The following is a 12,186-nucleotide window of genomic DNA, read 5'->3' on the forward strand; positions in this document are numbered from 1 at the left end:
TTATTCCTCATCCAGTTCAGCCGGTGGGTTCTCGTAAAGCCAGTTGGCTAGTTTAACATATTGTTCAACAGACACGGTTTCAGGTCGGTTGTTGGCATCGATGCCTAACGCTTCCAGCTGTTCCTCGGTGAAGAGTTTTTTCAAGCTGTTACGCAGTGTTTTACGACGTTGGTTAAACGCCATGGTACACACTTTGTTCAGCACTTTAACATCGTGAGCAACAAAAGGCAGTTGGTCGTAAGGCTCGAGACGCACTACGGCTGAATCAACTTTAGGTGCTGGCTTAAACGCGCCCGGTGGTACTTCTAATACCGGTGTAATGGCGCAGTAATATTGCGCCATGACAGACAAACGACCAAAAGCCTTAGTACCTGGGCTAGCAGCAAGGCGGTTTACGACTTCTTTTTGCAACATAAAGTGCATGTCTTGCACTTTGTTAGCAAAGCTGAACAAGTGAAACATTAACGGGGTAGAGATGTTGTATGGCAAGTTACCAAATACGCGCAGCTTTTTGCCCTCTTCCAGTAAGCTTGAAAAGTCAAAACGCATGGCATCGGCTTGATGTATGGTTAGCTTGTCACGGATAAAGGGGTGAGATTCTAAGCGCTTGGCCAAGTCTTTATCTAGTTCAACCACATTTAGCTTATCAATTAAGCTTGCTACCGGCTCGGTAAGGGCGCCAAGGCCGGGGCCGATTTCAACCAAGGTTTGATCATTTTTGGGGTGGATGGCCGCAACAATACAGTCAATCACATGTTGATCATGTAGGAAGTTTTGACCGAAACGTTTTCTTGCTCGGTGACCTTGGTGTACTTTTGAATTCATAGTTGTTTTTTCTCTACCATCTCAATGGCTTGATTAAGTGCGGTGAACATACTGCCAGCGTCAGCTTGGCCGCTACCTGCAAGATCTATTGCGGTTCCGTGATCCACCGAAGTGCGAATAAAAGGTAAGCCTAGAGTGATATTGACGGAACTTCCAAAGCCCTTATATTTGAGCACGGGCAAGCCTTGATCGTGATACATGGTCAGTACCGCATCAGCATCATCTAAGTATTTAGGCTGGAATAGGGTGTCGGCAGGGAGTGGGCCGACTAAGTCAATGCCTTGCTCTCTGAGAATATCCAACGTCGGGGTAATGACTTCTATTTCTTCACGGCCTAAATGGCCATCTTCTCCCGCGTGCGGGTTTAGCCCACAAACATAAATGCGTGGCTTAGCGATGGCAAATTTTGTTTTCAGCTCATCATTTAAGATATCAATGATCTTGGTCAGTCGCTCAGGGGTGATAGCTTTGGCAACATAAGCTAAAGGAATGTGAGTGGTCACTAGGGCGACTCGCAAACCCGGCGTGGCAAGTAGCATTACTACGTCAGAGGTATTGGATTCTTGAGCAAAAAATTCGGTATGACCACTGAAAGAGACGCCTGCACGGTTGATCACGCCTTTATGTACTGGACCGGTGACGACCGCGGCAAACTCTCCTGTCATATTACCTTTACAAGCAAAAGAGAGAGTATCAAGTACATAACGCCCATTGGCTTCGTTAAGCTGACCAGCCTTTGCTGCTACGGCTAAATGAATAGGTGCTATTGTTAGCGTGCCTTTGCGCTGTGGCAGGGCGGGTTTATTCTGATTATAGTCAATGAGCTTGATGGCTAAATTAAGTTGTTTGGCGCGCTCAAGCAACAAAGAAGGATCGGCAGCAACGACTAATTCAACCGGCCAATCTTGCTGTGCTATTTGCAGTGCTAAGTCAGGACCAATACCGCCCGGTTCACCGGGCGTGATAACAATTCGAGCAAATGTCATGACTTATTTTGTATCCATAATTTTAACGTAAGCTTCCTCACGAATTTCATTTAGCCAATTTTGGCTTTCTTCACTGAAGCGACGATTGAACAGAACTTGATATGCCTTTTGTTTATTGGCTTGCTCGGTAATGTCGGTGCTACGTTTACCCATGACTTGCACTAGGTGCCAACCGTGAACAGAGCGAAATGGTTGACTTAGTTCGCGCATATCTAAGCGTAATACTTCATCTCTAAACGCAGGTACATACATTTCCGGATCTGCCCAGCCAAGGTCACCGCCTTTGACGGCTGATCCCGGATCTTCTGAATGGGCTTTTGCTAACTCGGTGAAGTCAGCTTGGCCATTAATAATCTGCTTGCGGTATTTATCAAGTAGTTGCTTGGCTTTTTCGTCACTTAGAATAATCGAAGGTTTAATTAGAATATGACGCGCATTCACTTCAGTTGAAGTGATTTTGGTTTGTCCTTTCGCATCTAATATTTTTATGATGTGTAAGCCGTTACTACTTTTGAACGGCCCAATAATATCTTTTGCTTTTGCACCTTCAACAGCTTTAGCAAATAAGGTTGGCATGTCATTAATATTCATCCAGCCCCAATCACCGCCATCAAGCGCTTTTGGGCCTTGAGACTCGGCTAATGCTACTTCGCTAAAGTCTGCACCTGATTTTAATCGAGTTAACACATTTTCAGCTTTTTCTGTTACACGTTCAATATCGCTAGCACTGGCCTCTTCGTTGAGTTTCAACATAATATGACCGATACGGTATTCAAGTTGCTTACTGTCTTGCGCATTGACCATTTTGAGTAAGTTATCTACTTCCTGCTCGGAAATATTAATACGGCGGCGGACTTGGATCCGCGAAACCTCGGCAATGAGTAATTCTTCTCTAACTGAATGGCGAAACTCGGCGTAGCTAACCCCTTCAGCTGCTAAATCAGCTTGCAGTTCGCTTAAGGTCTGGTTCTTATCTTTTGCGATATTTAATATGGTTTGTTCCAATTGAGCATCACTGATTTTCATTCCTAGTTGTTCAGCCATTTGGACTTGTAAGCTATCTTGAATCAACTTCTCAAGCACTTGCTTGTTGAGTAAAGAAGCCTTGGGTAAGGGCTGCTGCTGCGCTTGATATTGACGTTTAACTTGAGCGGACAATGCCTCTACTTGGCTTTGCATTATGACATCTTTGTTGACGACCGCAGCGACTCTATCTAGCTCAACGGGCGTGGCTTGTAATCCTACACTGCCAAATAACAATGAGGCTGAAAATGTATAACTGAGTAGTTTTTTTATCATCATCTTCTTACTTCGTTAGAAAAATTATTTGTTTGAAAAAGGGCGGCCGTAGCTAAACAAGCCTTGGCTTAAGCTAGAGCTGGCGTTGTTACCAAAGCCAGCTAACCCTTTTAACTCTATTTGAAATTTAATTGAGCTGGATAAATCATAGTTATTGTCTATGTCGCCTATGCGGCCATATGAGGTTTTCATATGTCGGTCGTAAACTAAGCTAACAGCCCAACAACAATCTTCATACTTGATACCGGCTAAAGTTTCAAAAGCGCGCTTGTTGTCAGTATCGTAGTAATAGCTACCGATGGCACTCCATTGGTCGTTGAAGGGCCAAGCGGCTTTGGTACCGATTTGATTCACCACGCCTTTGACATAAGTATTTTTATTGTCTTCAGGTGCTTTTATGTAGCGATAGTTAAGTTGTACTAGTTTATTCCAAGCCCAGCGGCGCTCTATGGTGGTATTACCACGACTAAACTCTCTTCCACTCGTATCAACCTCGATTCCACCATGATAAAACCACTTGTCATCAAAGTTAAAATCAGTTTGTGCAACTAGCGAGGAGCTATTGTCATCATTGATGATGGTATCGCTAGGGAGTGACGTTTTTGATTGTTCAAGATAGAACATTTGTCCAATAGCAAATCTAAACCGGTCGGTGAATTTATCATCAAGGTAGCTTGTTGATACCCCAACTGTAACTTGGTTCGCATCGGCAATTCTATCTATGCCTGAATAACGTTGGTCGCGAAACAGTCCGTAATAATCTAACTGTAAGGGGGACGTATCGTAAAGGCCAATATTTCCTTGATCACGATAAGGCACATAAAGGTACTTTACTTGGGGGGTTAAGGTTTGCGTATAGTCGCCACCCAAAAATTGCGTTTCACGCTCAAAGTTTAAGCCGCCATGCATGGAAAAAGACGGTAATGAGCGAGTAACATCCTTATCTAACTCTTTGTACCAAGATGCTTTTACTGTATCAGGAATGGTTTGCTGATAATGGGTTAATAAATAACTTAATTCGGTGTTAAGAAAAGCGGCCTGACTGTATAAAGGCAGTAAAAGTTTTGGTTGAAGGTGGTAGCGCGTACCGACATATACATTGTCATCTTTATGGTCAAATTTGGTTACTTCAGCAAATATGTCTGCTTCAATATGATTCCAATTGGTCGGGTAGTAGCCATTAAATGCAAGTTTTGGCATCACCACATGAGGTGCGCTGCCACCTAATACTTGAAAGTCACGTACTTCTATTTCTGCATTCCAATTCTTTTCTAGCCAAGCAGTACTGGCTGTTTGTAATAATTGGTTATCGGTGCGCGCGCCGACCGTTGAGCCGAGATCATTAAAGTAATTATCATCACTGACTTTGGTGTAGTTGGTGTTGAAACGAAAATGGCCGCCGACGTTAGTGTTGTGGTTCCAATGCAATAGATAGCGATCTTCATCAGTTTTTTTATCGCTATCAAGGTACTCAGCATTGAATTTCCCGCTATTGCTAGGCAGCAAATAACGATATTCAGCGAGTTCATGTACGCCTCGCTGCGCCATGGTCTTGACTGTAAGGGTCGCGTCTTGATTCGGGGCGATGTTCCAGTAAATGGGTTGCTCGTAAGTTATGCCGTTTTCTGAACTGCTCGATACACTGGGGATCAGGAATCCTGATTTACGATTTGAGCCGATGGGATAACTGAAGTAAGGAAAGTAGAAAACAGGCACATCCTGGATCCAAAAGGTAGCGTGTTTAGCGGTGGCTAATTCCTCTTCATTATCAATTTCAAATTGTTTCGCTCTTACCTCCCACGTTTTATCGCCAGGAGGGCATGAGGTGTAACTGGCCTCGTAGAGGTTGTAATGTTCTCTATCAAGCACTTCGAGTTCATCTGACTTACCGCGGCCACCTTTACCATGGAACTGATATCGAGTGTCGTAGGATGTGGCGGTATCATTACTTAAATCAGCATCAATTTGTGCTCCAGTAATGCTGACCTGTCCATCTGTAAAGTGAATATTGCCTAGTGCTTGGGCTTTCTGCGTGTCGCTATTGTAGGTTAATGTGTCACTTTTGAGTTCTTTAAGGCCTTGGGTGACTTTTACATTGCCTTTATAAACAAAGGTGTTGGCTTCGCTGGATGTGCTGTCAGATAATACTTCAACTTCCGTAGTATTAGGGTCTATATCGGGAGCTAATACCACTTCTGGCACATAGGCATAGCAACGCTGTGTTAAGGGAAGATCGGCAATGGTAATAACATTACCTTCAAATGATTCAGCTGGCGCGGCGTTAAGAAGTGCAGTTGGCGCGAGAAAAGGCCCTAAAAAAACAAGCGTCCGTTTTATCATTCTAATTCTCTAAATCGCGAAATATTGGGCTCAATGGTAGACGGTTCTTAAACTGAGCAACAAGTTGACTGCCTATGATAAAGCAATCAGCTTAGCTCGCCAACATAGTTACGGATTTTGCGGTGATATTTTAAGTTGATGTTTGCTTGTTGGGGTGGGTTTTTGTCACAATGCTGCGATCTTTTTAAGTGGGGTAGCAAAACATGTGGGGTAAGCTGTTAGGTGGTTTCTTTGGTTATATGTTGGCCCATCATTTCATTGGGGCGTTAATCGGTATTTGGTTAGGCCATAAGCTTGATAAGGCGTTAGGCCAAAGTGGTCGTTTTCGTGAAACCCTTATCGGTGCTGCTCGGCAATCCGCGTTACGCCAGCAGCAGTTGTTTTTCCACGCTACGTTTTCTGTGATGGGCCATATTGCCAAGTCTAAAGGACGAGTCACGGCAGCAGAGATTGGTGTGGCGAGTTTATTAATGGATAGATTAAATCTTGACGCTACTCACAAACAAGCGGCCCAAGAAGCTTTTCGTCAAGGCAAAGAATCTGAATTTCCTCTCGAAGAAACTTTGAAAACATTTGTCGCCAGCTGCCGAGGTCGAAAAAATGTGCTGCAGATGTTTTTAGAAATACAGTTGCAAGCCGCATTTGCTGACGGGGAGTTGCATCCCAATGAGAAGGATGTACTCGACAAAGTCGCTGATATTTTAGGGTTTAGCCAAGCGGAACTGGCTCGATTGATCTCTATGTTAGAAGCTGAGTTAAAATTCCACCGTCAGGGAAGAGGTTCATCAAAAGAACAAAGAGCGCAGCAGTTAACCGATGCTTATCAAATTTTAGGCGTCACGGAACAAGATTCTTTTGCGGTGGTGAAAAAGGCATATCGAAAGCTTATGAGCCAGCATCACCCCGATAAACTAGTTGCCAAAGGCCTACCTCCTGAGATGATGGAAGTGGCTAAAGAAAAAGCCCAAGACATCCAAAAAGCGTACGAGCTGATAAAACAAGTTAAAGAGACCGAGTAGTGTTTGTTATTCAAACGGAACACGGGGTAAGTAAAATAGTTTGTTGTTACGGCAAAACGCAGTGAATATGTCCTGATCCCCTTTGCATTTTCACCCCCTGAAAACGCAATTTTGCCGTAAAGCATACTTTATCTGGCTGCGTCAGGCTTAAACAGAAGCGAAATTATGCAACCATCTTAATGTTTTTTGGGACTAGATAACTCTATTGTGTGGAGAGCCTTGATAAAAACCATCAATATTGCTGATCAACTGCTGACAAAGGTTGGCTAAGCTTTCATCACTGGCCCATGCAATATGGGGCGTCATTATAAAATTAGGTAGATGAAGCAATTGATTGAGTGGGCTATTGTTTTGCAATGGCTCTGTTGCCGTGACATCGGTTGCTGCGCCGGCGATTTGTTTTGTTAAAAGCGCTGTAACTAACGCTGATTCATCCACTAATGGGCCGCGTGCCGTATTGATTAAATAAGCAGTGGCTTTCATTGCGATAAATTCTTCTTCTGAGAATAACTTGCTCGTTTGCTCGGTAAGTGGGCAATGTAAGCTAATAAAATCAGCTTGCGCTATTACATCATAAAATGAAACACGACCTTTACGGATTACTCTTTGCCCTTTGTGCTCCGATATCAGTACTTTCATGCCTAAGGCTTGGCCCAGTTGGGCCATATTTTGTCCCAGTGCGCCGGCTCCGATGATGCCTAAGGTTTTTCCGGCCAAGTTTTGGATTTTGTGGTCGGTAAAGCAAAACTGGTTGGCTTGCTGCCATTGACCTTGGCGCACATCTTGGTCATAAGCTATTAGGTTTTTTGCCAGTGCCAGCATTAACATCAGTGCATGCTCAGGGACGCCTTGGTTGGCATAGTGGGTGATGTTATAAACTGCAATGCCGAGTTGATTACAGCTTTTGAGATCGATGTTATTGGTGCCCGTCGCAGCCACCACAACTAATTTAAGTTTAGGGCATGCTTTTAATACCGTCTGATCGAGTACGACTTTGTTGGTAATGATCACTTCGGCATCTTGACTTCGAGCAATTACCTGGTCTGCTGATGTATAGGGGTATTCTACCCATAGGTGGGAGAGGTTTGGTCTGTTAATGTTGATATGAGCCGGAATGGTTTCACGATCAAGAAAGACGATTTTGCTGCTCATAGTGGTTAATCCTTTTTGTGTCCGCTAGCGCTAAAAGTGTTACTGCCAGCCAAGGTGGTGGGTCCAGCCATTAATCTCTAAGCCAAGCTGTTCATTAAAAAATATGCTGGTGAGCGCGAGCTGTCGGTAATTATATTTCCCACTTGCCTTTGCTCTTTGCGCTCTCAGTTCACTACTGTGGTCTAGATGAAGTGGGCCATTTTGCTGATAGACATCTAACACAGGAATACTCAAGGCGGTCAAGTCTCGTGCCATTTTTTTGTTTATGGCGGGTGTGTTAGAGCGAGCATTGAGTAAAATAAGCCCGCTCGGGGCTGGGCTAAGGTTCTGCGCATAGAGCGCCAACATGATTGCGGCCATATCATGCTCTGCCACCACTAGGGTGAATCCCACTTGTAGTTCAGGAAGTTGTTTTAATTCTGCCATACGTTGAGCAGTAAAGGTTAAGTAATCGGTTAGCAGTTTTTGCTGTGCTTCCTGTTCCGTCGTGGTTGCTAAAGCAGGTTGGGGCATCAGGGTGATCACATGCCAACCTTTACGGACTAATGAGCGCAGTATTTGCATTTTATTTATGCTAAATGGCGTGCTTGCCCATTGTGGTTGAACTATTACTGTGCCCAGTGTTGGCGAGTTCTCGGAATGATAGACCACGACAGTGAAGCTAGGATCTTGACCGAGGGTTATAGTTTGCTCTGGCAAATAAAGATCCGTTAAATCTTGTCCGAGCAATTGATCTTGGCTTGGTGGGATAGGCCATTTTTTTAATGGATTGTTTGGATCGGTGGAGTTGCTTTTTTCTGTGCTGCTCTCGGCATCACTACTGGCGGCTTCATTACTAGAGGTCTCTGTGGTTGAGAGCTCAGTAGTTGATTCAGTCGTAAGATCACTTTCGGCTGGCGCTTGCTCTTGATTGCTGGTGACTTCCTCAGCGGCAAAAGAATGGGCGGAAAAGAGCAGGCAGGTAAGCAGGAGCGGAGCAAATTTTTTCAATAGCATATTAACTAACCGAGACAATGAAGACTAATTTAACAGTCTAGCGAATTGTCTCGGCTTAGCTAAGGCTTATCTCTCAGTTATTTGCACTCGGTATCGATGAGCGAATTAATTCGGCGTTGAAACAATAAAGCGCAGTGAATCAAGCTTGAGTTGAGTATGATTCAATAAGCTGGTGGAGTGGCTGAGCAACTCCTCAACAAATTGGATCTCTTCATCACGTATGCTTGGGTTTATCGCTTTAAGAGCTTCTAATCGGGCTTTATCTTGACTGAGTTGTGATTCCATTTTCTCAATCGCACTGGCGACGATAGTTTGCATTTCCTGCTTCGCGATTACTTCGGCTTGGCTAATCAGCTGATGGATCACAGTTTGTGAGGCATTGACTAATTTACTGCCAAGATGACGATTCACTGGTGTTAATTGTTTATTAAACGTATCAAATGCCACGCTGGTCGCTAAATTTGTACCATTTTTATCAAGTAAAATACGCATTGGTGTGGTGGGTAAGAAACGTTGCAACTGGCTATGTTCGCTTGCAGGTGCTTCAACCACATAAATGAGTTCAAGTAAGATTGAGCCAGCTGGAAGGGCTTTATTCTTTAACAGTGAAACAGCCGTTGAACCTGTGTCAGAGCTTAAAATAATGTCCATGCCACCGGTGATCATTGGATGCTCCCAGCTTAAGTAATGTACGTCATCACGACTTAATGCGGTTTTGCGATCAAATGTGACGGTGGCGCCTTCTGAAGACAACCCCGGCATGTTAGGCACTAGCATGTGCTCTGTGGGATGAAGTACTAGACAGTTTTCACCTTTGTCATCTTGGTTAATGCCGATAATGTCGAATAACTTAAGCGCAAATAAAGGAAATTCAGGCTTGTCATCTTCAGCTTGTAGTTTTTCTAGCACATCACTGTTACTTAAGATGCCTGATGAGTTGAGTTCAAGTAACTTATCGCGGCCTTGCTCCATCTGACTACGTAGTGCTTGTTCTTGTGTTTGAGTGGCACTGATTAACTCGGCAATATCCTCTTGGCTAGGATTGTTAGCCGCTAATAACGTGAGTAAGGTTTCTTTTTGCTCTTCATAAATATTGCGCGCAGCGGGGCATGTAAGCTCAAATGCGTTCAAGCCTTGGTGATACCAGTCTTGTAATAAGGCTTGTGAGGTGTGCTCTAGGTAAGGAACATGAATGATGATGTCATGTTTCTGACCGATTCGGTCTAAACGGCCAATTCGCTGCTCAAGTAAGTCAGGGTTAATCGGTAAATCAAATAACACTAGGTGATGAGAGAACTGGAAGTTACGCCCTTCAGAGCCAATCTCAGAACAGATCATAACCTGTGCGCCTGCTTCTTGTTGTGAAAACCAAGCGGCAGCGCGATCACGTTCAATAATAGAAAGTCCTTCATGGAAGACGGTTGCTTTGATTCCTTCACGTGTGCGCAGCGCTTCTTCGATAGCAAGGGCGGTATTGGCTTTGGCACAAATAACCAAGATTTTCTCTTGTTTATTACTTTGCAGTAACTCGAGTAACCAGTTAATGCGTGGGTCGAAACCGCACCAAGAGGTAGACTGGCCTTCAAACTCCTGATAAATCTCTTCAGGGTATAAGAACTGTTTAGCTTTATCTTCGACCGAGCCTTTACCGGCCATCATTTGGCCAACTTTGATCGCGGTTTTGTATTGTTCTGGTAATGCTAACGGCACAGCATTAAGGGTGCGCTTAGGGAACCCTTTAATCGACGCGCGGGTATTTCTAAATAAGATACGGCCTGTGCCATGGCGATCTAATAATTGTGAGATAAGATTGTTGCGCGTGTTAGTTTGTTCTTCAGCGTTGGCTTTAGCTGAGCTAATGGTAGCAAGGGCTTGGCTGATATCTTGTTCTGCAAGAAGAGAGCACAGCTTATCTTGCGCTACGTGGTCTAACGTTTCACCACTGACTAATTGATTTACTGTGTCTGCGACATCTTTATACTGCTCTTCTTCTTTTACAAACGCATCATAATCGTAGAAACGATCGGGATCGAGTAAGCGAAGGCGGGCAAAGTGGCTATGGTGCCCTAATTGATCCGGCGTAGCGGTTAAAAGTAAAACACCGGCTGTTGCTTGGGCCAGCTCTTCTACTACTTGATATTCACGACTTGGTTTTTCTTCTTGCCACTCTAGGTGATGCGCTTCATCGACAACCAGCAGATCCCAATCAGCTTCAACTGCTTGCTCAAAACGGCGACGCTTTTTACGGATGAAGTCTAAGCTACATAAAACCAGCTGCTCGGTTTCAAATGGGTTATCCGCTTCGGCAAAAGCCTCAATACAGCGCTCTTCGTCGAAAATGCTGAAATGCAAATTGAAGCGACGCATCATTTCAACCAGCCATTGATGCTGTAGTGTTTCTGGCACTAGGATCAATACGCGTTTAGCGCGGCCTGAAATTAATTGCTGGTGGATGATTAAGCCGGCTTCAATGGTTTTACCCAACCCTACTTCATCCGCTAGTAATACACGTGGAGCGTGACGCTTGCCCACTTCTTCTGCGATATAAAATTGATGGGGGATTAAATCAACTCGTGCGCCCATTAAACCACGTAATTCAGATTGCTGTTGCTGATGCTGATGATTGAGGGCACGATGTCGTAACACAAAGTGTTCTGCGCGATCTATTTGCCCTGCGAATAAACGATCTTGTGGTTTGTTAAACTTAATGAAGTTGTTCAGCATGGTCTCGCGTAGGCTGACGTCTTCATTAGTATCTGTTCGTTTACCTATATAAGTAATTAAGCCGCTACTATCTTCGATGTCCTCTACTAATAGAGACCAATCTTCATGGCTCAATACTTCGTCACCTATGTTAAAGATAACGCGAGTGACCGGCGCATCTTCTTTTGCATAATTACGGTTTTCACCAGATGCAGGAAATAGAAGTGTCACAACCCGACCTTCTATAGCGACCACTGTACCTAAACCTAAATCTGACTCTGTATCGCTTATCCAACGTTGACCTAATGCAAAAGACATTAATTACTACTCTCCGAATGCCGTGGGGAAAAGGGCGGCTATGTTACCTAAAGCTTAAAATGGGATCACTATCAATTTAGCAAACAGCTTAATATAAAGTGCAAGAGTATTAAGCTTAGACAATATGACACCTTTATAAAGAGTAAAAGCGGTATTGAGAGTGCAGTTTTGTATGATTAATCGTCGTAGTGCTCTATTAATGAACGATTATGGCGAAAGTGTGAAAAACTTCAAAAAAAGCCTTGCGCCAGAATCGAATCTCCCTATAATGCGCAACCACTGAGACGGCACAGCGCAAGGCGCAACGCAACATCAGGTGGTTAAGAAGCTGCGGTTTCTAACCAGAAAGATAAATCGAAAATTTCTTAAAATTAACGATTGACTTTCAAATCGGCTAGCGTAGAATGCGCAGCCCTGACGGGGTAAAGCGAAAGCAACCCAGTCAATGTTCTTTAACAATTTAATCATGCAATCTGTGTGAATACTCATGTTGTTTAACTTCGGTTGACAGCGCAATGGTAACGAATCGCCAAAACGATTTATTTATC

8 protein-coding genes are annotated in these 12,186 nt (G+C 44.0%); 1 reads left to right on the plus strand and 7 read right to left on the minus strand.

Annotation, left to right across the window (positions count from 1 at the left end; all coding sequences use genetic code 11):
• From rsmA to lptD, 4 genes are read right to left on the minus strand one after another with little or no spacing between them, the layout of a single operon-like run.
• Complete coding sequence (gene rsmA / locus K6Y31_RS10180; RefSeq protein WP_233052671.1) at window positions 1-825, minus strand: 16S rRNA (adenine(1518)-N(6)/adenine(1519)-N(6))-dimethyltransferase RsmA; 825 nt, start codon at window positions 823-825, stop codon at window positions 1-3.
• Window positions 822-1,811, minus strand: a complete 990-nt coding sequence (pdxA, locus tag K6Y31_RS10185; protein WP_233052672.1) for a 4-hydroxythreonine-4-phosphate dehydrogenase PdxA — start codon at window positions 1,809-1,811, stop codon at window positions 822-824. Before pdxA ends, rsmA begins: the two co-directional genes overlap by 4 nt.
• Window positions 1,812-1,814: 3 nt before the next feature.
• Window positions 1,815-3,113, minus strand: coding sequence for a peptidylprolyl isomerase SurA (gene surA, locus K6Y31_RS10190; RefSeq protein WP_233052673.1), 1,299 nt, complete (start codon window positions 3,111-3,113; stop codon window positions 1,815-1,817).
• Window positions 3,114-3,134: 21 nt separating this feature from the next.
• Window positions 3,135-5,450, minus strand: a complete 2,316-nt coding sequence (gene lptD / locus K6Y31_RS10195) for an LPS assembly protein LptD (protein ID WP_233052674.1) — start codon at window positions 5,448-5,450, stop codon at window positions 3,135-3,137.
• 203 nt (window positions 5,451-5,653) lie between these two features.
• Here lptD and djlA point away from each other — a divergent pair, with 203 nt between their 5' ends.
• Window positions 5,654-6,469: a co-chaperone DjlA gene (gene djlA, locus K6Y31_RS10200; RefSeq protein WP_233052675.1), complete on the plus strand. Its 816-nt coding sequence runs from the start codon at window positions 5,654-5,656 to the stop codon at window positions 6,467-6,469.
• A 192-nt stretch (window positions 6,470-6,661) separates the two neighbouring features.
• Here djlA and K6Y31_RS10205 read toward each other — a convergent pair whose 3' ends face one another.
• The 3 genes from K6Y31_RS10205 to rapA form a co-directional block, all read right to left on the minus strand.
• Window positions 6,662-7,621 carry a D-2-hydroxyacid dehydrogenase gene (locus K6Y31_RS10205; RefSeq protein WP_233052676.1) on the minus strand — a complete coding sequence of 320 codons (960 nt, stop codon included), beginning with the start codon at window positions 7,619-7,621 and terminating at the stop codon, window positions 6,662-6,664.
• Between the two features lie 39 nt (window positions 7,622-7,660).
• Window positions 7,661-8,617, minus strand: coding sequence for a DUF3530 family protein (locus tag K6Y31_RS10210; RefSeq protein ID WP_233052677.1), 957 nt, complete (start codon window positions 8,615-8,617; stop codon window positions 7,661-7,663).
• Window positions 8,618-8,722: 105 nt separating this feature from the next.
• Entirely contained in the window at window positions 8,723-11,638 is a 2,916-nt protein-coding gene (gene rapA / locus K6Y31_RS10215; RefSeq protein ID WP_233052678.1) for an RNA polymerase-associated protein RapA, read from the minus strand.
• Window positions 11,639-12,186: the final 548 nt, after the last annotated feature.

Origin of the sequence: Motilimonas cestriensis, assembly GCF_021295315.1 — a bacterium.
GTDB classification, from domain to species: Bacteria; Pseudomonadota; Gammaproteobacteria; order Enterobacterales; family CBDFNC01; genus Motilimonas; species Motilimonas cestriensis.